Origin of the sequence: Virgibacillus sp. (assembly GCF_013393565.1) — a bacterium.
GTDB lineage: Bacteria > Bacillota > Bacilli > Bacillales > Amphibacillaceae > Virgibacillus > Virgibacillus dokdonensis.
The window spans coordinates 1-22,622 of record NZ_JABXHF010000022.1; the positions used below are offsets into that span (position 1 = coordinate 1).

At 36.8% G+C, this 22,622-nt stretch carries 21 protein-coding genes and 1 other RNA gene; 2 read left to right on the top strand and 20 right to left on the bottom strand.

The window, feature by feature from the left end; all coding sequences use genetic code 11:
* The 17 genes from mtnN to cymR all read right to left on the bottom strand — a co-directional run.
* On the bottom strand, positions 1 to 450 hold a 450-nt coding region (gene mtnN, locus HLX49_RS06425; protein ID WP_296361043.1), incomplete at its 3' end, for a 5'-methylthioadenosine/S-adenosylhomocysteine nucleosidase.
* Between the two features lie 16 nt (positions 451 to 466).
* On the bottom strand, positions 467 to 1,156 hold the full coding sequence (locus HLX49_RS06430; RefSeq protein WP_077703475.1) for a YrrS family protein: 690 nt from the start codon (positions 1,154 to 1,156) through the stop codon (positions 467 to 469).
* A 264-nt stretch (positions 1,157 to 1,420) separates the two neighbouring features.
* Positions 1,421 to 1,897 carry a transcription elongation factor GreA gene (gene greA, locus HLX49_RS06435; protein ID WP_073004561.1) on the bottom strand — a complete coding sequence of 159 codons (477 nt, stop codon included), beginning with the start codon at positions 1,895 to 1,897 and terminating at the stop codon, positions 1,421 to 1,423.
* Positions 1,898 to 2,153: 256 nt separating this feature from the next.
* A complete protein-coding gene (gene udk / locus HLX49_RS06440; protein ID WP_077703474.1) occupies positions 2,154 to 2,804 on the bottom strand; it encodes a uridine kinase in 651 nt (216 codons plus the stop codon).
* A 17-nt stretch (positions 2,805 to 2,821) separates the two neighbouring features.
* Positions 2,822 to 3,469, bottom strand: coding sequence for an O-methyltransferase (locus HLX49_RS06445; RefSeq protein WP_101933840.1), 648 nt, complete (start codon positions 3,467 to 3,469; stop codon positions 2,822 to 2,824).
* Between the two features lie 68 nt (positions 3,470 to 3,537).
* The gene (gene mltG, locus HLX49_RS06450; protein WP_296361044.1) at positions 3,538 to 4,656 is read right to left on the bottom strand and encodes an endolytic transglycosylase MltG; all 1,119 of its coding nucleotides are present in this window, start codon (positions 4,654 to 4,656) and stop codon (positions 3,538 to 3,540) included.
* Between the two features lie 493 nt (positions 4,657 to 5,149).
* Entirely contained in the window at positions 5,150 to 5,431 is a 282-nt protein-coding gene (locus HLX49_RS06455) for a DUF1292 domain-containing protein (RefSeq protein WP_073004569.1), read from the bottom strand.
* 12 nt (positions 5,432 to 5,443) lie between these two features.
* Positions 5,444 to 5,857, bottom strand: a complete 414-nt coding sequence (gene ruvX, locus HLX49_RS06460; protein WP_077703471.1) for a Holliday junction resolvase RuvX — start codon at positions 5,855 to 5,857, stop codon at positions 5,444 to 5,446.
* Positions 5,858 to 6,127, bottom strand: a complete 270-nt coding sequence (locus HLX49_RS06465; protein WP_073004573.1) for an IreB family regulatory phosphoprotein — start codon at positions 6,125 to 6,127, stop codon at positions 5,858 to 5,860.
* Between the two features lie 120 nt (positions 6,128 to 6,247).
* Positions 6,248 to 8,887 (bottom strand): alanine--tRNA ligase, encoded by a 2,640-nt coding sequence (alaS, locus tag HLX49_RS06470; RefSeq protein ID WP_296361045.1) that lies wholly within the window; start codon positions 8,885 to 8,887, stop codon positions 6,248 to 6,250.
* Between the two features lie 426 nt (positions 8,888 to 9,313).
* Complete coding sequence (locus HLX49_RS06475; RefSeq protein ID WP_077703468.1) at positions 9,314 to 10,420, bottom strand: AI-2E family transporter; 1,107 nt, start codon at positions 10,418 to 10,420, stop codon at positions 9,314 to 9,316.
* A gap of 38 nt (positions 10,421 to 10,458) precedes the next feature.
* Entirely contained in the window at positions 10,459 to 10,653 is a 195-nt protein-coding gene (locus HLX49_RS06480) for a hypothetical protein (protein ID WP_101933837.1), read from the bottom strand.
* A gap of 83 nt (positions 10,654 to 10,736) precedes the next feature.
* A complete protein-coding gene (gene recD2 / locus HLX49_RS06485; protein ID WP_077703466.1) occupies positions 10,737 to 13,058 on the bottom strand; it encodes an SF1B family DNA helicase RecD2 in 2,322 nt (773 codons plus the stop codon).
* Positions 13,059 to 13,079: 21 nt separating this feature from the next.
* Positions 13,080 to 13,745 (bottom strand): tetratricopeptide repeat protein, encoded by a 666-nt coding sequence (locus HLX49_RS06490; protein ID WP_101933836.1) that lies wholly within the window; start codon positions 13,743 to 13,745, stop codon positions 13,080 to 13,082.
* Between the two features lie 15 nt (positions 13,746 to 13,760).
* Positions 13,761 to 14,867 carry a tRNA 2-thiouridine(34) synthase MnmA gene (mnmA, locus tag HLX49_RS06495; RefSeq protein WP_483372445.1) on the bottom strand — a complete coding sequence of 369 codons (1,107 nt, stop codon included), beginning with the start codon at positions 14,865 to 14,867 and terminating at the stop codon, positions 13,761 to 13,763.
* Positions 14,868 to 14,961: 94 nt separating this feature from the next.
* Positions 14,962 to 16,107, bottom strand: coding sequence for a cysteine desulfurase family protein (locus HLX49_RS06500; protein ID WP_296361046.1), 1,146 nt, complete (start codon positions 16,105 to 16,107; stop codon positions 14,962 to 14,964).
* 21 nt (positions 16,108 to 16,128) lie between these two features.
* Positions 16,129 to 16,548, bottom strand: coding sequence for a cysteine metabolism transcriptional regulator CymR (cymR, locus tag HLX49_RS06505; protein WP_073004592.1), 420 nt, complete (start codon positions 16,546 to 16,548; stop codon positions 16,129 to 16,131).
* A gap of 158 nt (positions 16,549 to 16,706) precedes the next feature.
* Between cymR and HLX49_RS06510 the strand changes: the two genes are divergently transcribed.
* Together HLX49_RS06510 and HLX49_RS06515 are read left to right on the top strand one after the other, a co-directional pair.
* Positions 16,707 to 17,975, top strand: coding sequence for a replication-associated recombination protein A (locus HLX49_RS06510; RefSeq protein ID WP_296361047.1), 1,269 nt, complete (start codon positions 16,707 to 16,709; stop codon positions 17,973 to 17,975).
* Between the two features lie 307 nt (positions 17,976 to 18,282).
* The gene (locus HLX49_RS06515; RefSeq protein WP_296361048.1) at positions 18,283 to 18,963 is read left to right on the top strand and encodes an RsfA family transcriptional regulator; all 681 of its coding nucleotides are present in this window, start codon (positions 18,283 to 18,285) and stop codon (positions 18,961 to 18,963) included.
* Positions 18,964 to 19,027: 64 nt separating this feature from the next.
* On the opposite strand, the gene ssrS is transcribed toward HLX49_RS06515, so the two are convergent.
* From ssrS to hisS, 3 genes are all read right to left on the bottom strand, one after another.
* A non-coding RNA gene (gene ssrS / locus HLX49_RS06520) (6S RNA) lies at positions 19,028 to 19,211 on the bottom strand.
* 322 nt (positions 19,212 to 19,533) lie between these two features.
* Entirely contained in the window at positions 19,534 to 21,315 is a 1,782-nt protein-coding gene (aspS, locus tag HLX49_RS06525; protein WP_101933835.1) for an aspartate--tRNA ligase, read from the bottom strand.
* Positions 21,308 to 22,597 (bottom strand): histidine--tRNA ligase, encoded by a 1,290-nt coding sequence (gene hisS / locus HLX49_RS06530; RefSeq protein ID WP_077703459.1) that lies wholly within the window; start codon positions 22,595 to 22,597, stop codon positions 21,308 to 21,310. Before hisS ends, aspS begins: the two co-directional genes overlap by 8 nt.
* Between the last annotated feature and the right edge of the window lie 25 nt (positions 22,598 to 22,622).

Genomic DNA, 22,622 nt, shown 5'->3' on the forward strand with positions numbered 1-22,622 from the left:
CGAGTCACCAGTCGCAATAATTCCCTTTTTATATGAGATGTCTAGGTCTGTCAATACATTTACTACTTTTGCGACTAAATTAACATCTGCATCATACATTGCAGGCATTTGCGGCACTTGTCCGTAAGCATAATCGAATGCCGTAGCGTCTACATCATGATGGACAACTTGTGTCGAGATAACTACATCTCCTATTTCTAGATCTGTAGCAAATCCTCCTGCTGATCCAGTGTTAATGATGTAGTTTGGAGCAAATCGTTCATGCAGGATGGTTGTTGCCATCGCAGCATTCACTTTACCAATGCCGGATTGAAGCAAAACAACCTCTTTATCATATAATTGTCCTTCAATAAATAAGCAGTTTGCTACTTCTAACTCTTTTTTGATATACATTGCATCTTTTAAGAAAGCAATTTCTTCATCCATTGCTCCAATAATTCCTATTGTCATCCAAATACCTCCAAATCTATCTGTTAATAATTACACTTTTTAATTGTTCTACCTTTGTTGGTTTCCAGCCTTTTTCTTCTACCCAAATTAAATACACACGGTAAATCTGTGTATTATCTTCTGCAGAAACTGTTGCTTCTACTTTTTCCGGACTTCCACCATTTCCTACCCAATGTGTAACCATGCTATTTTTATCTAAACCCGTTACCTGCGTAACAGCAGTCTTGATTTCTTTTCTATCTTGAGAACCTTCATTATAGTTTGTTGTATGCGTTCCTTTTTGTTCTGTTCCAATTGGCTTCCAATCACCTGTAAAAGCTTTCACGACATTATCATCTGACGATTCAACTTGTTCTGTTTCCACTGAACTATTATCTTCAGCTTGTTCTTCCTCTTTTATATTATCTTGTTCATCTTTTTCATTATCAGAAGACTGAGTGTTGTCCTCATCATCTTCTACTCTAGTAAATTGATCGTTGTTATCTCCTTCCTTATTATCTTCTGTACCGTTATCTTCTGCTTCTGCCTGTTCATTGGAAGTATCTTTATTCTCTTCTGAGGATTCATCGCCACCGCCAAACATCCAAGTTCCCAACAGAATGAGGACTAAAACAGCACCTATAATAAGAAAAATTGATATAGATTTAGTATTTTTTCTTCGTTTTTCAAATTTATCTACACGGGAAACTCTATCAAAATCACCCATTATCTCAACCCTCCCATAATTACCCTACTATCATATCATATTTAGTATAAGAATTAATATGCTTAGCATATAACAATTTATGTACTAACTACAAATTTGCCTTTTGTATTAAGCCAAACCTTGCTTATGTGAAATAATTGTTTTTTGTATTAAAGGATCGACTCCCAAACTTTTTTCATAAAAGTGAGTCAATCCATAAGAGCCCTCATAGTTGTTGAGCGTAAAAAGATAGTGAACGCTTTGGCTCACTATCTTTTTGCTTACTTATTCAACTTCGATAATCTTTACAAATATTTCTCCACCAGGAGTAGCTACAGAAACTTCTGAACCCACTTCTTTTCCGATTAAACTCTGTGCCATTGGGGAATCATTAGAGATTTTACCTTCAAATGGATCAGCTTCAGCACTTCCAACAATGGTGTATGTTTCTGTATCACCATCAGGAAGTTCTTGGAACGTCACAGATTTACCTAAAGAAACAATGTGCGGGTTTTGATTATCATTTTCTATAATAACTGCATTACGAATCATTTTTTCCACTTGTGCAATTCGAGATTCCACAAAAGCTTGTTCGTCTTTTGCAGAATCATACTCTGAATTCTCGGAAAGATCACCGAAGTCTCGAGCCACTTTTATACGTTCAACCACTTCTTGACGGCGTTCTGTTTTTAGATAATGCAATTCTTGTTCTAATTTCTCTTTCCCCTCTTGAGTCATATAATAGCTTTTTTCTACAGTCATTCTAACCACTCCTTCTTCTTCCTTCAATATATCGTCGTCATACTAATGTAATTTGACATGTTTCTTTTTAGGCTATGCTCAAAACTTTAGTTCTATATTCTCACTTTAAGTACAATTACAACATTGTACTTCTTGTTTACTACTTTTTAACTTATATTTTTTGAGCACAAACTAATAGGAGCTCGACGAAAATGTAAGCGCTCCATTTTTTTCAAAATTATACTAACCATTACTATGGCAGAATTCGAATATTTTTTCAATACTTTTCATTAAATTTATTACTATGTTTCAAAAGGATATTTTCTATTTTAGTTGCCATAATGTCAATGGCTACATGATTTTGTCCACCTTCTGGAATAATGATGTCAGCATAACGTTTACTCGGTTCAATAAATTGTAAGTGTGATGGTCTGACTTTATGAACATATTGCTCAATTACAGAATCTAATGTTCTTCCACGTTCTTTTATATCTCGCATAAGCCTGCGAATAATTCGTAAGTCCGCATCTGTATCAACAAAAACTTTAATGTCCATTAAATCACGTAGCCGTGGATCTTCAAGAATTAATATCCCCTCTAAAATGATTACATCTTTTGGTTGTACTTGAATAATTTCTTGAGAGCGTGTATGCATCTTATAATCATAAACGGGTTTATCTATCGTCTCACCGCTTAATAATTTATGCATATGCTCAACTAATAGGTCATGGTCAAAAGCTAATGGATGATCGTAGTTGGTGTTTAAGCGTTCTTCGAATGGGAGATGGCTTTGATCTTTATAATAATAGTCCTGTTCAATAACTAAAATGGTTTGCTCTAAAAAGCGCTGGCATATGGAGCGTGTAACAGAAGTTTTTCCACTTCCGCTTCCACCTGCTACCCCAATAACTACTGGTTGATGATGCATCGAATGGTTTCTCCCTTCTAACTCTGACTCTGTTTGCTACTAATTGCTACACCATCTCCTATAGGTACTATAGTCGTGGTAAACAATGGATGTTGCATTAGCCAATGATTATATTCATTGATCTTTTCCACCATTTTTTTATACCTAGATGGAACGATACGCTCGTTGGCAACATATCCTCGGAATAAAACATTATCCGTAATGATAATACCTTCATTTGCTAGTAAGGGTGTAACAAGCTCAAAAAAACGACGATACTGGCTTTTAGCAGCGTCGATAAATATTACATCAAAAAATGCTTCGTTTTGCAAGTTTTTTAGTACTTCTAAGGCATCTCCAGATAAGATTTTTATCTGCTGTTCAGCTTGGTGAGCACGAATATGCCCCTTGGCTTCTTGATATCTTTGCTCATCTTTTTCTATGGTTATAATTTCTGCATTAGGTTGTGCTTCCAGCATGCGTAAAGCAGAATAACCAATTGCTGTACCGATCTCTAATATCCGCTTAGGCTGTTTTAGACGAATGATTTGTTGTACAAAATGCATACTTACTACATCCATAATTGGCACATGATCATTTTTGGCTTTTTTTTCTAACCTTTCAATAGAAGCGGTTCGTTTTGGTATCATTTTTTCTAAGTAATGACCACTATTGCTGTCATTCATTACAATCCCCTCTACCTTCTAAAAATTGCATTTATCCCCCTATCCATAAGACCGGGGGATAATATGCCTCAATTTATATGTTTTTGCTTGTTCTTATTATGTTGCTCTAATGTTTCTGCATAATAGATATTTCCATCTTTATCATGTAAGAAATATAAATTCTTCGATTCCTCAGGGTGAAGGGCGGCTTCAAGCGCGGTCTCGGAAAAATTACCAATCGGACCAACAGGAAGACCTTCTATATAATAAGTGTTATATGGTGATTCAATTTCTAAATCTTCATACAAAACTCGGTCTTTATGTTCCCCTTGCGCGTATAAAACAGTTGGATCTGTCTGAAGTTTCATCCCTTTTTCTAACCGATTAGCAAATACTCCTGCTATTTTCTTACGCTGGTCTTTGGCGCCCGTTTCTTTTTCAATAACAGAGGCAAACGTTATAGCTTCGTGAACAGTATAATTTTGCTCCTTGATGGCATCTAAATAATCGGATAGCACGCTTTCTGTCTTTTTTAGCATCTCATCGACAACTGTTTCAACACTAGGCTCTTCTTCAAAGAACTCATACGTTGCGGCAAATAGATACCCTTCCAGTGGTGAACGAATCTCTGGGTTTAAAATATCTTCTGACAGCACAGATGGATAGCGTTCCATTAATGCCTGAATATAATCTGGATCATTCACTTTTTCTAAAAACTTTTTTTTGGACAAAGGTAATTGTTCTGCATAAATTTCTGCTAACTCTTTTATCGTTTTTCCTTCAGGTATGGTAACCGTATAGACAGGTTCTGCCAATAATTTACCACTTTTTAATGAATCGACAATCTCACTTAGCTCCATATCTGGAGTAAATACATAATCTCCCGCTTGAAAGCTGGACTCATTATTAAATTTTAAGTAAAAGCGAAATATTAGTGCGTTCTTAATCACACCATTATCTTCCAATATATTAGCAATATTAGAGGATGAAGATCCAATTGGTATCGTTACCTTAATTTCTTCTTTACTGCCAGGATTAACAGGTTCTAATGCAGATTTCACATATAAGTAACCTGAAGCCCCCCCTATTACCAATATAATTAATAGCGTCATAATAATGATCGTTACAATTTTGCGAACCGTTTTAGCTTCTTCACTGCGAGCCTTGAGGTTGTCCTTAAATTTGCTGGTTTTTATCTGCTTGGACATATATCTTCCCTCCTCATCCGCTATATTATACTAAAATATGCTATTAGATGCCATTATTTTTGTATAAATATCCTTTGTTTAGATTTTTACAAAGGGATTTATGTCCAGCCTTAATCAACTTTCATTAGAAAAAACTTGGCTACCAGCAAGTCTTTATGGCGTAAAACACCATCCAATTTGTTGTTAACTATAAACCAATGAACGCTTAACATTATATTCTTTCCTATAGTGGCACAAAGGCGCAAGCGCCCGTTCAACAACGTAGCGACTGGAACGAATCAACTGAGATAAAGGAATCACGGTGAGGAACGAACCAATGATGACTTATCGTAGGGCAATGGAGTGAAGTCGCCTAGTTGCTGGGCGCTGGAGCCGGACGTGGCTAAATAACTTAGTAAGTTTACCCACAGCTGCAAAATTTTTTAATTTCCTAGACAACAAAAAAAGAGCTAATGTCAAAAAGGACATTAGCTCAAAATTACTATACTACAACTTATTCTTCATTTTCCTGCTCTGCTAAGGTGTTTAGCATCTCTTCTACCATTTCCCACTCATCGTCTGATTCGATTGGAAATAATGATAAATCATCCTCATCTTTTTCTTCATAGCGAAATGCGTACACTTCCACTTCTTCTTCCTCAGATTGCTCTACAGGTGTTACTGCAATGTAAGACTGGTTCGTATCGTCCAAATCAAATGTAAATAATACCTCAAAAAGATGCTCTTCTCCATTTTCATCTGGGATAATAATTCTTTCTTTTTCTTCTAACGCCATTATTCCACTCCTTTATTTTTGGTCAAGATAACCTTGCAAAATCATCACAGCAGCCATCTTATCAACGACCTTTTTTCGTTTTTTTCTACTAACATCAGCTTCTAACAATACTCTTTCTGCAGCAATTGTCGTTAAACGCTCATCCCAGAGTTCTGTTGGAATTTGAAACTTTTTCTCCATATGTTTTGCAAAAACAATGGAAGCTTCACCACGTTCACCAATCGTTCCATTCATATTTTTCGGTAACCCAATAATAGCCTTTCCAACTTCGTACTCTGTTATAATTTCACCCAAAGCATCATCCGCTGAAGTTAAAACATTTTCATTCCATTTAATAGTTGTAATTCCTTGTGCAGTCCAACCTAAAGCGTCGCTAACAGCAACGCCAATCGTTTTGGATCCTACATCAAGCCCTAATATCTTCATTTATCTACCTGCCCTCTGTTGCTCTAAATAAAATTTTACCAGTTCTTCAATAACTTCGTCTCGTTCAATTTTACGAATTAGATTACGAGCGTCATTGTATCTCGGAATGTAGGCAGGGTCACCGGACAGTAAATAGCCAACAATTTGATTAATTGGGTTGTAGCCTTTTTCTTGGAGCGCTTCGTGTACTTTAAACAAAATCTCTTTCACATTCTCTTCAAACGGTTCCTCTGAAAAATTAAATTTCATTGTTTTATCAATTGAACTCATCATGACACCTCGATTTTGGGATCATTATCTTTGAACAAGAAATTACCGATATGCTTCTCTTCTACTATAGTAACATGTTTAGACAATGAATTATATCTTTTTTATATCCTAAATGATATATTAGTTTTGCTTCTCTTTAATATAAAGCTTTGCAGCATGCAGCGCTTGTTCAATTTTAGCAGGGTCTTTTCCTCCAGCTTGTGCCATGTCAGGTCGGCCTCCTCCGCCTCCCCCACATGCTTGTGCTGCTTTTTTAATCAAATGCCCAGCATGATAACCTTGTTCGATTAAATCATTGGATACACCTGCTGCTAGCTGTACTTTATTATTATTTTCCATGGCTAATAGAATCATACCTGAATTAAGTTTTTGTTTTAATTCATCTACCATATTCCTTAACTGGTTCATATCTCGCACATCTACTTGTTTCGCTAAAACACGAACTCCGTCTATTGAATCAGCCTCTTCCAGCATGCTGGCAGTTTCTTTGTTTGCTAATTTAGCTTGCAGAGATTCCGCTTCTTTTTGTAATTGTTTTATTTCATTATATAGTCCTTCAATTTTTTCAGGCACCGCTTCTTCTTTTGCTTTTACAAGTTGGGCCGCCTGTTGTAACACGCCTAATTTATTTGACATAAAATGATAAGCTTGCTTACTTGTTACTGCTTCAATACGTCGTGTTCCAGCACCTATTCCACTTTCCGTTACAATTTTAAATAGGCCAATTTCAGCTGTATTAACAACGTGACAGCCACCACATAATTCAATACTATAGTCACCAATTTGAACGACACGAACTACATCTCCATATTTTTCCCCAAAAAGGGCCGTTGCTCCCATCTTTTTCGCATCTTTCAGCTTTTCTGTTGTAGTTTCTAATGAAATAGCTTGCCATATTTTTTCATTTACAATCTGTTCAATTTGCTTTAATTCTTGCTTAGATACGGCTTGATAGTGAGAAAAATCAAAACGTAATCTTTCAGGTGCTACGAATGAACCAGCTTGGTTAACATGTTCTCCAACCACATCCTTTAAAGCTTGATGTAACAAATGAGTTGCCGTATGATTTTTAACAATAAACGATCTCTTCGATGCATCCACTGTCGCAGTAACCATTTCACCTACTGAAATACTACCCTTTTCAATGAATACTCGATGTATATGTTGTCCTTTTGGAGACTTTTGTACATCTTTTACAGATCCAAGCGCATATTCTGTACGAATCGTACCATGATCAGCAATTTGCCCCCCACTTTCTGCATAAAAAGGAGTTTGGTGTAAAAACAAGTATACTTCTTCTCCAGCATTTGCTTGCTCTACTTGTTCTTCCCCTTGGATGATTGCAGCAACAGTAGTATCCTGTTCTAAGTTGGAGTAACCCACAAACTCGCTTAATACATCAATATTCGCTATCGCACCTCCTTGTACCTGCATAGAATCGACTTTTTGACGTGCTTTTCTTGCTCGTTCCCTTTGTTTTTCCATTTCTTTCTCAAAACCTGCTTCATCGATAGTAAATCCCTGTGCTTGAACATATTCTTCGGTTAGTTCTTTAGGAAAACCATACGTATCGTATAAACGGAACACTTCATAACCAGGGAAAATGGTACTACCTCGTTGTGTTTCACGATCCATAATAGTTGTTAATATATCTAGACCATCATGCAATGTTTCATGGAATTTTTGTTCTTCTGCTCTAATCATATTTTTAATGAATGCTTTCTTTTCCACTACTTGCGCGTAAAAATCTTGCATGATTTCTGCCACTATATCAACAAGCTCATACATAAACGGTTTTTCAATGCCGATCTCTTTCGCAAAGCGTACTGCTCTACGAATGAGGCGACGTAACACATACCCTCTTCCTTCATTCGATGGGACTGCTCCATCGCCAATAGCAAAGCTGACTGTGCGTATATGATCAGCAATTACTTTAAAAGCCGTATCCCCTGATGAAGTCTCACCATATTTTACAGATGCTAAAGCTTCCGTTTTATTTATTATCGGCATAAATAAATCTGTTTCAAAATTGGTTGGAACATCTTGAATGACGGACACCATTCGTTCAAGACCTAGCCCTGTATCAATATTCTTTTTAGGTAGCGGAGTATACGTATCATCTGGGTTATGATTAAATTGGGAGAATACAAGATTCCATATTTCTAAGTAACGATCGTTTTCTCCTCCTGGATACAGCTCAGGGTCATTCGAGTTATTGCCATATTTTTCGCCACGATCATAAAATATTTCGGTATTGGGACCACTTGGCCCCTCTCCAATATCCCAGAAATTTTCTTCGAGACGGATGATACGCTCTTTGGGCAATCCAATAGTGTGCAGCCAAATGTCATACGCTTCATCATCTTCGGGATGCACGGTGACGGATAAACGATCTTCTTCAAATCCAATCCACTTGTCACTTATTAAAAATTCCCATGCCCATTCGATCGCTTCTTGCTTAAAATAATCACCTATCGAAAAGTTTCCGAGCATTTCAAAGAACGTATGATGTCTTGCAGTAAAGCCTACATTTTCAATATCATTTGTACGAATCGATTTTTGAACATTAACAATACGTGGGTTCTCTGGAATAACTCTACCATCAAAATATTTCTTTAATGTAGCGACACCACTATTAATCCATAGTAATGTTGGATCGTCTATTGGCACAAGAGATGCACTTGGTTCCACTCGATGTCCTTTCTCCTTAAAAAAATCAAGAAACATTTGCCTCACTTCTGCTGACGTTAATTGCTTCATATAATTTTCCTCCTATACCATTATGTAAAAAATGTTGGATCGAAGTTTGTTCTGAGAAAACAATACATCTATTAAAAAACTTTACTTATTACTAAATTTGGAAAATAAAACAAAGATGTTTGCCTATTTAAATAGAAGAGAATAAAAAAATCCCCTCTCTGCACTTGCAGGGACGAGATTGATCGCGGTACCACCCTTATTATGAACACAACAGCATTCATCACTTGTTGTTGATAACGGTATACAAACCGGCGGGAATGAACCGCACTCCAGAACAGCTTTCCATGATGTGAACTTTAAGGGTTCTTGCAGCCTAAGGAACCCTTTCTCTACAAAAGCATTGATCATGTACTCAGAACCTTCAACGCATTTTAATGATAAACCTTGTTAAGCGCAATTATAGAATAAGGCAGACATAAATGTCAATTAAGATGGTGCAGAGTCTCTTTCTTGCTTAGAAGTGGAATGATAATCCTTCCATATAAATAAATGCGTGATAATTACTTTTAAAATAGTCATTAATGGCACCGCGATAATCATGCCAACGACACCAAACAACTGCCCACCTAGTAATAAAGCAAAAATGATGGCGGCTGGGTGAATATTAATACTTTTTCCAACAATATACGGGGAAAGTAAATTACTTTCTATCAACTGAATAACAAACACGGATAAAATGACAAAAACGACCATATTCCCTGAGACAGTAAAACCTATAGCTACTGCTGGGACCGCTCCAATAATAGGCCCAAAATAAGGAATTAAATTTGTTATTCCCATAATGATGGCTAGTAACAACGCAAAATCAAGTTGCAATAAAAATTTAAAAATAACAAAAGACGTGAGACTTACAAAGCCACAAACAATTAATTGGCCTCTAATATAATTTCCTAAACTATCATCAATTGCATGCCAAATTTGACTACATGGAGCTCTAAACCTAGATGGAATTAGCTGTTTCCCGTACTTTTTTATTTTTTCATAGTCTTTTAAAAAATAAAAAACAAGTACAGGTATAACCGTTAAAAAGATGATGAGATCAAAGACCTTGGTAAACCCACTCATCAATCTTTCTAAGAGTTGGTCGAGTGTATTCTCCATTCGTAACAAAAATTGGTCAAATTTATCATGCACATTTTCGGGTAAAAAGGATGTATACTCATAAAATTGATAAATCATTTTTTCATACATTTTCATTAACTGTGGAAACTGCTCATTTAAATCTCTCACTTGAACAACAACCATTGGATAAATACGATATATGCAATAGGCTGTTAAACCAAAAAAAAGCAGGTAAATGATTAAAACTGCCACTCCTTTAGGAATGTGGTACTTATGTATTGCCTGCACAACTGGGTATAATAGATAAGCAATTAAACAGGAAATAACAAACGGAGCTGCTACATGCCAGAAAAGTAAAAATACTGCTTTATAGAAAGGAAACAATTTAATCATTAAGTAAAAAAACAGGAAGAGTAGAATACCAATTAATAGAAAATAGAGGAAGTTCAGGCTTTGACGACTATTAAACATGGCTAACTTCCTCCAAAAGGTAGCGTGTAATCAAACCTTTAACTATTCCCATATAGTCTTCTTTCTTCCTCATTAAATAAGTCATTGAGCGAACTTAATGATCCGTCTGCTTCCACTTGATGTAAAAGCAGTGTATTATTTTCTACCGTCATCTCAACAAAACACGTCCAACAGTAGTATTGCCGGATTCCTATTTTACCAATATCTTTCCCATTACAATTCGGGCATCGCATGTCGTTAATACTCCTTCTGGTTTTCACTGAATACTAGTTATTTATCATGCTAACCCATTTCAAATAAAAATATACGTTCCTTCTTACATAAAGTCATAAGGGGAAAGATTAGAATCATTCTCTTCCAAATTTGCATGTATATTCGATTCATAAAGCACAGTTAATTTTTCCATGAGCAGTTGTGTCAGTGTTGTATAGCGATGACTTTTATTCTTTGTCGCTACACCGTATAAAAAAGCTTCTTGCTCACCACAAATAATTAATGATTGTTTACTTCTTGTTATTGCGGTATATAATAGATTCTTTCTCAGCATGCGTTGGTATGCCCAAGCAACAGGCATGATGACAATAGGAAATTCACTACCTTGTGATTTATGAATGGAAATACAATATGCCAGCATAATATTACGGTAGTCTTTCCGCTCATAAACAACTTCACGATCTTCATAGGCAATGACAAGCTGTTCTTCTTGTTCCGTGTTCTCTTCTTCTCGAAAAATAGCGACTACTTCTCCAATATCTCCATTATATACGCCATCATCAGGCTGGTTAACAAGCTGTATAACCTTATCACCTGTTCGAAAGATTGCTTCTTGTGTGCGAACTTCTCTTTTCTGGTTTGTCTTTGGATTAATTACTTGTTGAAGCTCTTGATTTAATTTAGTAATTCCAGCTTCTGAACGGTACATAGGGGCAAGAACTTGAATATCTTTCGTTTCAAATCCTTTCTCCAAAGCTTTCGTAAATATTTTAGTAATGACATGTCCCATTTGTGTTGTTCCGCATTGGATAAAGTTAAAATCATGATCTTTTCCTAAGTTTATTGGCTCATCTTTTTTTATTTCGTGAGCGAGTTGAATAATTTTTGAGCCTTCTTTTTGTCGATATACTTCCGTCAGCCTCACAAATGGTATTCTATTTGTACTTAGCAAGTCTGCTAACACTTGCCCTGGTCCAACAGAAGGCAATTGGTCTTCATCCCCTACAATTAATACTTGCATATCATCTGGGATAGCTTTAAAAAGATGATTAGCTAACCAAATATCTACCATAGAAAATTCATCTATAATAATAAATTTACCACTTAGTTGTTCATGCTCATTTTTTTCAAAAGTTTGGTTTCCATCCCATCCTAATAAGCGGTGTACAGTCATTGCTGGTAGCCCAGTAGATTCATTTAATCGTTTTGCAGCTCTTCCTGTTGGTGCAGTTAAGATGAATGGAAAGTCACTTTTATATTCGTAATCTTTTGGCTGTAAAGATAGCTCATGAATATTGGCATACGCTTTTAGAATACCTTTAATAACGGTCGTTTTACCTGTTCCTGGACCGCCTGTTAGAATCATAACCTTTGCATGAATAGCTTGGTTGATCGCTGTAAACTGTTCTTTTCCATAGGATAAAATTTCTTCTTCTTCAATACTGCCAATGATTTTCATAAGCTCAGCTATCGGCGTTTGATGCTCGATTGGCTTTTGTAAAATGCGTTTTAAATGAGAACTAAATCCATCCTCCGCATAGTAGAGAGAAGGTAAGTAGACATTGCCATCTTGGAGAATTACTTGTTTATCTTTATTTAAAGCTGTTAAAGTTTCTACTACCATTGCTTCCGTTAATTCTTTCGTATTTAATAGCGAACAAATAGATGAAATGCAAACATCCATTGGCAAATAAACATGCCCCTCCTGAATAGAAGTTTGCAAAACATAGATGCAACCTGCTCCTATACGAGTCGGGTGAGTAGCTGGAAGCCCCATTTGTCTAGCTATTTCATCAGCAGTTCGAAAGCCAAACCCATCAATATCGAACACAAACTGATACGGGTCTGCTTCTAATAATTGAACTGCTTCATCTTTATAGTTTTGATAGATTTTTTGTGCCATTTTCAAGCCAATATTATATTGTGCTAAATAGATAGCAACATGTTCAAAGCCTTGATTTTCTTGTAAAGTAACACGTAATTGATCGGCTGCTTTCTTCTTCAGTCCAGATATAGCATACAATGCTTCAGGATCATCAATAATTTTAGAAATTGCATTCTCACCTAATTGATCCACAATCTTGGCAGCTGTTTTTTTGCCAATGCCATAGAATAGATCACTGGATAAATAGGCTACTAAACCATCCTTCGTCTCTGGAATAAATGTTTTATATGAAGTTACTTTATACTGAGTGCCAAATCGCGGATGTTTATCAAATACCCCAAAAAAATAATAGCTAGTTTCCGGCTGCAGATTATAAAAATAACCCTTTATAACAATTGTTTTCTCTTCAAGTGTTTCGTTTGTATCTAACACCTTAATTTTAGCAATTGAAAAATGCTCCACTTCGTTTGTAAAAATTAAGTGAAGGAGTTCGCCACGAATATAGCTTTCATTTTCTGCTGGCTGTTTTATTTGTTCCATCCAAAACACTCCATCTTCTTCCTATGATTCATGAAGGTAGGGTTGTACATTCTTACGACCGTTGGCAGCTAAAATATGGTCAGGCTGAATGCGCAATGCTTCCTCAAAATAGTTTAATGCTCTTTCTGCCTGTTCTCTAAATAAAGCTATGACTCCTAAATTATAATATGCATCGCTATGATTCTGATTCAACTGAAGAACTTTGTGAAAGATTTCCTCCGCTTCTTTTACATGCTCACATTGTGCAAGACTTAATCCATATTGGAACAGGAATTCTTCTTCATTTGTATTCAGTTCAGCAGCTCGCAATAAATATGGTAATGCTAGTTTGTGATAACCCTGTTGTTGAAATGTCATCCCTAATAAATAATAAACATCTGCTTCCTTTAATCCTAGATCTATAGCTTGCTGTAAATGGTTTTGCGCTTTCGTGTATAGCGACTGCTCATAAAATAAATTTCCTAAACCGTAGTGAGCAGTTGCTGCATGTGGATCTAATTCAATTGCTTTGGCAAAGAAACGTTGTGCTCGCTCTGTATCTTGCATATGCAAAAGTAGATTCCCAAAATTAGTATACCCTACGGGATCATCTGGGTATTCTTCTATAATTTCTGCAAATAATGACGCAGCCTCTTCCAGCTCGTTATTCTGCATTGCTTTTATCGCTAGTTTTAACTTGTTCTCCATTGTAAAAACTCCTTGTTAACCTACATAATCAAGTTGACGTTCACGCTTATAAATTTTATCAATTGTACCGCCTCCAAGACATATTTCTCCATCATAAAAAACGACAGCTTGCCCAGGAGTAATAGCACGTTGACTTTCTTTAAAAACAACATGAACTTGATTATTACCCAACACGGTTACCGTTACTGGACTATCATCTTGACGATAGCGAAATTTTGCAGTACAAGTAAACACCTCGTTTAATTTATCCGATTGGATCCAATTTACATCTGTTGCAGTCAAAGCATCAGAAAACAGCTTTTCATTACTATACCCTTGCTCTACGTATAATATATTTTCGGCTATATTTTTTCCAACTACAAACCACGGGTCACCTGCACCACCAATACCAAGACCTTGTCGCTGTCCTATTGTATAGTACATTAAACCATCATGGCGTCCTTTCACTACGCCATCTAACGTCTGCATTTCTCCAGGCTGAGCAGGCAAATATTCACTTAAAAATGCTTTGAAGTTCCGTTCTCCAATAAAGCATATACCTGTACTATCTTTCTTCGTTGCCGTAGCAAGATCATTTTCTTTAGCTATTTTCCGTACCTCTGATTTCGGTAAATGTCCAAGCGGAAACATAACTTTTGATAGCACATCTTCTGTTAGTTGGTTCAAGAAATACGTTTGGTCTTTATTGCCATCTACACCACGCAACATTTCAAAGCGCCCATTCTGTTCACGAACTCTGGCATAATGACCAGTTGCAACATAATCAGCACCTAATGACAATGCATGGTCCATAAACGCCTTAAATTTTATTTCTTTATTACACATCACATCAGGGTTAGGTGTTCTACCTGCTTTATATTCATCTAAAAAATACGTAAACACTTTATCCCAATATTGTTTTTCAAAATTAATGGAATAATAGGGGATATCTAGTTGGTTACATACTCGGACAACATCTTCAAAATCCTCTGTCGCGGTACAAACACCAAATTCATCTGTATCATCCCAGTTTTTCATAAAAATCCCCACCACATCATAACCTTGTTGCTTTAACAATAGAGCTGCTACCGAAGAATCTACACCTCCACTCATGCCTATAACTACTCTTGTATCTTGATTCATTGTAATCATCCTTTTACTATTTAAACATTTGTTGATACATTTTCGCCCATTTATGGGTCTTTACTCTTCACATTTTGTATTGCTGACCTTTACTTTATAACTGAGTCAGTCGCTTCACGCTCTTAGCTACTCTTTTAGTAGCAGTCTGAATGTTTTCTGGAGTATTAGCTAGGCCAAAACTAAATCGAACCGAATTTGTAGTGCATTCATCCCCTGAACCGTACATCGCTGTTAACACATGCGAAGGTTCTACAGACCCGGCCGTACACGCACTACCACTAGATGCAGCAACACCATCGAGGTCTAAATTAGTTAAGAGTGCTTCTACAGCCGTGTTTGGAAAGCTAATATTTACAATCGAAGCGACTGTATTCTGTTGGTCACCATTTATTCGAAAGTCAATGTCTTGTTCCCGTAAGCCGTTGATAAATTGCTGTTTAAGAACTCGATATTGTTCCGCTCGCTCATGCCTATGTTCTACTGCTAACTCAACAGCCTTTTCAAAGCCTACGATTCGAGCAACATCTTCTGTTCCTGCACGCCGTTTCCTTTCTTGCTCACCACCATATTGCAAGGATTGTAACTGTACGTCTTTTTTCGTATATAACAAACCGATGCCTTTTGGACCGTTAATTTTATGAGCAGATACAGTTAGTAAATCAACACTTAATTCACGAACATCAATAGCAAGTAAACCAAAAGCTTGCACAGCGTCCGTATGCAAGTAGGCTTGATGATGCTGCATTTGTTCAGCAATTTCTTGAATTGGTTGGATTATGCCTGTTTCATTATTTACATACATTACGGAAACGAGAATAGTTTCGCTTGTCAATGCATCCATGACATCCTCAACCGCAATTTTCCCTTGTCTATCTACAGGTACATAGGTGACACGAAAACCTTCTTTTTCCAACGCTTCCGCAGTGTGTAATACCGCATGATGTTCCTGAGCAGTTACAATAATATGATTTCCTTTGTCTCGATTGGCTCTAGCTACGCCAACTAAGGCTAAATTATCCGCTTCTGTTCCGCCACTTGTAAAAATAATTTCTTTTTCGTTAGCGCCAATACGTTTAGCAATATGGGATCTAGCGCTATCTACAAGTTGTCGCGCTTTTCTTCCAAAAGCATGCACGCTGGATGGATTTCCAAAAGTCTCTTTTTCTACTTCACACATGCGTTTTAATACTTGTGGATGAACAGGTGTCGTTGCCGCATGATCCAAATATATATGTTCCAAGAAAATCTACCCTTCCTACGATTAAATATAAAACATATAAGCATCTTGTGGTTCATCATCATTATGCTCAGCTAAATCTTTTAACGTCGTCGTGTCCAATACGTCTTTAACTGCATCACGGATTCTTCGCCACAAAGCTTGCTTTGCTGGTTCTTCATTTTCTATTCCTTCTACAGGTGTAATCGGGCCTTCTAATACACGAATGATGTCACCAGCTTTTATATCCATTGGTTCCTTAGCTAATACATAACCACCATATGCACCGCGAATACTCCGAATTAAGCCGGCATTTCGTAATGGTGAGGCTAGTTGCTCTAAATAATGCTCCGATAATTGATTTTCCTTCGCTATTTGTTTTAGAGAAATAGGTCCTTTGCCATGACATTTTGCTAGATGTATCATAAGAGTAAGACCATATCTTCCTTTGGTTGAAATTTTCATATATAACACCTCAATTAAAATAACGTTCCACACTTTCTCATACATGTTATTATAGCATGGAATACAAAAGTATTGCATACGATGCATTTCATTCGTATGTGTATTACAATGTCAAGTTAGATAAGTAATTTATTATTATATTATAAAGGGCGGTATAAATGAAACAAAAACCACTTGCATTTCAAATGAGACCTGAACATATTGATGAAATTATTGGTCAAGAGCATTTAGTTGGCGAAGGGAAAATTATTCGTCGGATGGTAACTGCTAAGCGACTTGCATCCATGATATTATTTGGACCGCCTGGTACGGGAAAAACATCCATGGCAATAGCCTTAGCAAGAAGCTTAGCAATGCCAGTAAAAACATTAAATGCAGTAACAGATAAAAAAAGAGACATGGAAATTGTTGTGGAAGAAGCAAAAATGACAGGGCAATTGGTACTTATTTTAGACGAAGTACATCGTTTAGATAAAGCGAAGCAAGACTTTTTACTTCCACATCTTGAGAGTAATTTAGTAATTATGATTGGTTGTACAACAAGCAACCCTTATCATTCCATTAATCCTGCTATTCGTAGCAGATGTCATCTGTTTGAATTGCATCGACTAACAACGGATCATGTCAAGAAAGCAATACAACGTGCATTAAAAGATGAAGTAAACGGCTACGGCAGCTCGTCCATTTACATTTCTGAGCAAGCATTAAATCATTTTGCGTTTAGCGCTAACGGAGATCTGCGTGCAGCATTAAATGGGTTGGAGTTAGCTGTAGCATCAACACCAGAGATTGAAGAGAAACAAATTTCTATCACCTTAACAACAGCGGAAGAGTGTATGCAAAAAAAGAGTTTTTCACATGATAAAAATGGCGATGCGCATTATGATGTGCTTTCTGCTTTTCAAAAATCCATTCGTGGAAGCGATGTTGACGCTGCACTTCATTATTTAGCCAGATTAGTGGAAGCTGGTGACTTAGAAAGTATCGGGCGGAGAATGGTTGTAACTGCGTATGAAGATATTGGATTAGCCAATCCACAAGCAGGGCCACGGACGTTAACAGCTGTACAAGCTGCGGAAAGGTTGGGCTTTCCAGAAGCTAGAATCCCATTAGCTGTTGCAATTATTGAACTTTGTTTATCTCCAAAATCCAATTCAGCCTATAAAGCTTTAGACAAAGCTTTACAAGATGTACGCAGCGGAAAAGGCGGAGAAGTTCCTGCTCATATTAAAGATGCTCATTACGCTGGTGCACAAACATTAGGAAGAGGAACACAGTATCAGTATCCACACGACCATGAGAGTGGTTGGGTAAAGCAACAATATTTACCTGAGGCAATCAAACATAAGCAATACTATGAACCTAAAGCTACAGGGAAATTTGAACAAGCTATGAAACAAGTTTATGAGAGAATAAAGAAAGATTAGAAAAACTTGTCTTGTCTGAACTGCCCCCTGTCAAGTATTATGGCGAAAGGTATATTGTTTTTCTTTTACGATAAACCCTAAAAATTTATACTTTCTTTTAGTATAAATAAAATTTTAGGTATAAGTTGAAACTTCTTTGGTAACAATAAAAGCAAATATGATCTTGTATACTATTTTTCTCAAACTTTGATTGTTATTAGAAAACATGACGCTTCACCAACTTTGACGGGAAAGCTATTGTTTTTCTTAATATGATAAAACCTAACAGTTTATATTTTGATACAGTAAAAAAAGGAGTGGAAACAAAATGGCTAAGGTCAGACAAGATGCATGGTCACATGAAGATGATCTATTATTGGCAGAAACCGTCTTACGTCACATTAGAGAAGGAAGTACGCAACTGAATGCTTTTGAAGAGGTTGGAGATAAATTAAATCGTACATCTGCCGCATGTGGATTTCGTTGGAATGCAGAAATACGCAATAAGTATGTAAATGCTATTGATCTCGCAAAACGTCAGCGAAAAGAAAAGAAACGGGCTATGGCTAGAGCAGAAAAAGTAGAAAATAAACCAACCCTTGTAGCTTCATCAGCCACAAAACATCAAGAGACGGAGCAGTTTCAAACATCAACTGAAACTTCTATAAACGTCAATTCTTCCAATTCTCACGTAACGATGGATAAAGTCATTCATTTTTTAAGAGAATTAGAAAAGCAATCGTTACATTCAAATCAATCTCAAGCATCACTTGAACACGTTCAAAATGAAAAAGAAGAATTACAAAAACAAGTAGATAGATTGACTCAAGAATTAAAACAAACAAAATCGCAATTAGCGACGATGCAGGAGGACTATCAAGCTTTTATTCAAATTATGGATAGGGCGAGAAAAATGACTGTGTTAGAAGATCAAGATATGAGGACTGCACCAGCATTTCGAATGGATAAAAATGGAAATTTGCAACAATTAGCGCAAGGATCTAATTGAATGTATGCAAAACTGAAAAACCTACATTACTAAAGGAAAATTCCTTTAAGCAATGTAGGTTTTTTTATCTCCCGATCGTGCCGTCCAGTATAAAGTTTTGATCCCGCTCATGGCAGGTGGGTGCTCCGTTCTACATATATTGTGCTTCCTGTAAGTAAGGCGTGCACGCAACATAGAAACCAACAAGCTCCCTTTTATAAAGGTGTTCGGTCAAAACACTTTTTCATGGACGAACACATCAGGATCGACTTTATTGTAAATTTATTTTAACATGTCGCTTCTGTAAAAATCAATCCTTTAACTGCACTTTACTTCTATTCCTAAAAAACAGTTCAATAGCAAATATTCACGACATGCCATTTTTTGTAGCTTCTTGTTTTATTTACATAGTAACGATATCTTAGAAGAACTTGGCTTATCCCCAAGCCTTTGTTTTTCTTATACTATTTACCCTAAAAACTTCTACTCCCCTATAGTGTTAGAAAGCGTTGCACGCTTCACCCCAAAAGATATAAGTAAACTATTTGCAAGATGGTACAAATGCTTTATTCATTCGTTTTTTTTAAAAAGCTATTTATCTTGATCTTGAGAAATAAGTTGAATAGACAATTCATCTAATTGACCTGGGTCCACTTCGCTCGGTGCATCTGTTAATAGATCGGAAGCAGAAGCTGTTTTCGGAAATAGAATCGTGTCTCTTAAATTCGTTCTGCCAGCTAAAAGCATGACAATTCGATCAAGCCCCAAGGCTACGCCGCCATGTGGTGGAGCACCATATTCTAAGGCTTCTAATAGAAAACCAAACTGTTCTTTAGCCTCCACTTCAGAAAATCCTAACACCTTAAACATTTTCTTTTGCAGCTCTACCTGATGAATACGAACAGACCCACCGCCTAATTCGTAGCCATTCAAAACTAAATCATATGCATTTGCTCTGACATTTTCCGGCTCTGTAGCCAGCTTTTCAATGTCTGATTCAATCGGTGAAGTAAACGGATGGTGCGCTGCAAAATACCTTCCTTGCTCTTCGTCGTATTCTAATAACGGCCAGTCCGTCACCCATAGAAAATGATATGCAGTGTTGTCTATCAAGTTTAACTCTTTTCCTAATTTTAAACGAAGGGCGCCTAAGCTATTGTAAACAACATTGGTTTTATCTGCAACAAATAATAACAAATCACCATCTTCCGCTTGTGCTTTTTCCATTAAACCTGCTTTTTCTTCTTCAGAAATAAATTTGACAATTGGTCCTTTTAATTCTTCTCCTTCAACTTTAAGCCATGCAAGACCTTTGGCACCATACACTTTAACAAACTCAGTTAGTTTATCAATATCTTTGCGTGAATATGTCTTTGCCTGTTGTTTTACATTCAACAAAGCTACTAAACCGTCTGATTCAATAGCGCTTTGAAATACTTTAAAGCTCGATTTCTTCACAATCTCTCCAACATGAATTAATTCCATTCCAAAACGAGTATCTGGTTTATCAGAACCATATCGTGCCATTGCCTCATCATACGGCATGCGTTTTAATGGAAGGGAGATGTCAATTCCTTTCACTTCTTTCATAACAAATTGCATCATTTCTTCTGTTAACTGCATGATTTCATCGCTTGTTAAAAATGATGTTTCCACATCAATTTGTGTAAATTCAGGCTGGCGATCTGCTCGTAAATCTTCGTCACGAAAACAACGAGCAATTTGGTAATACTTTTCAAATCCCCCCATCATAATTAATTGTTTAAACAATTGAGGCGACTGTGGTAAAGCATAAAACTCACCTTGGTGCACACGACTTGGAACAAGATAATCCCTCGCTCCTTCTGGTGTACTTTTAGTTAAAATAGGTGTTTCCATCTCTAAAAACTGCTGTTCATTTAAATAGTGGCGAACAGCCTGTGTAATGTGATGTCTTAATTTAAACGTTTCTTGCAATGGCTGTCTGCGCAAATCAAGATAACGATAAGATAATCGTAAATCTTCGGATACTTCTGCTTTATCTTGAATTGCAAAAGGTGGTGTTTTCGCTTTGTTTAAAATCGTAATCGTAGAAACGATCACTTCAATTTCTCCTGTTTTCATAGTAGGATTAACCGTTGAAGAATCACGTTTTACAACGGTTCCCTCTACTTCAACTACATATTCACTGCGAATATTTTCAGCAATTTCTAACGCTCTTTGTGAATGATTTGGATTAAAGACAATTTGCACAACACCAGAAGCATCACGTAAATCGATAAATATTAAGCCTCCTAAATCGCGGCGCTTTTGCACCCACCCTTTTAAAAGGACAGATTCTTTTACATTAGATTCACATAGTGAACCCGCCATTACACGTTGCTGCTTACTCATGTTCTCTTCCTCCTACACACTTTTCCTTCATCACGTCAATTATTTGATCTTTAGCGACCGTTGTTTGCTCTCCTGTGCTCATCTCTTTTACCGTAATCGTCTGTTCTTCAAGCTCACTTTCTCCAATAATTAATACATATTTAGCTGCATAACGGTCAGCTGCTTTGAATTGCCCCTTCATTTTCCTTCCTAAATAGTCCTTATCTACCTGGACACCATGCTTGCGCAGTTTAGAAACGAGCATTACGGCCTCTTTTTGTGCTTGTTCATCAACTGCTACGACATAAGCTTCCAATGAACGATCGACAGGGATAACTTGATTTTCAGCTTCTAATGCCATAAGCAATCGTTCAAGCCCCATTCCAAATCCGATTCCGGGCGTGTTTGGACCTCCTAATTCTTCAGCTAAGCCATTGTATCTACCACCACCTGCTAAAGTTGTTATCGCACCGAATCCGTCTGCTTCACTCATGATTTCAAATGCCGTATGGTTGTAATAATCTAGACCGCGAACCAAGTTTTTATCTATTTCATAGGGAATTCCGATTTTATCCAAATAGTCTTTAACTTGTTCAAAATAGGCTTCAGACTCCTCATTTAAATAGTCTAAAATAGAAGGAGCAGTTTGCATTGCTGGATGATCCCGATCTTGTTTACAATCTAGTACACGTAACGGATTGTTTTGTAGACGCGTTTGGCAATCAGAGCAGAGTTCATGCTTATGCGGTGTAAAGTGCGCGATAAGTGCTTGTCTATGATTTTCTCTACTTTCTTTATCTCCGAGTGAATTAATTACTAATTTTAAAGATGTTAAGCCCATTTTTTGATAGCAAGTCATTGCTAAATCAATAACTTCTGCATCGACAGCTGGATCAGCACTACCCAATACTTCTACTCCAAATTGATTTAATTGTCGCATTCTCCCTTTTTGTGGACGTTCATATCGGAACATTTCTGCAAAGTAATAAAGTTTTGTTGGTTGGTTTGCCAAACCGTGCAGTTTATGCTGTACAAAAGAACGAACGACAGGAGCTGTTCCCTCTGGTCGTAAAGTAATACTCCTCCCACCTCGATCTTCAAAAGTGTACATTTCTTTTTGAACAATATCTGTTGTATCACCGACCCCGCGTTGAAACACTTCCGTATGTTCAAATACAGGTGTCCGAATTTCTTCATAATGAAATTTGTGACATACCTGTTTAATTGTTTCTTCTACCCACCGCCATTTTTTTGCATCTTCAGGTAGTATGTCAGTCGTACCTCGTGGCGCTTTATAGCTCATTTTGTTAACCTCCTATTAGTCATTG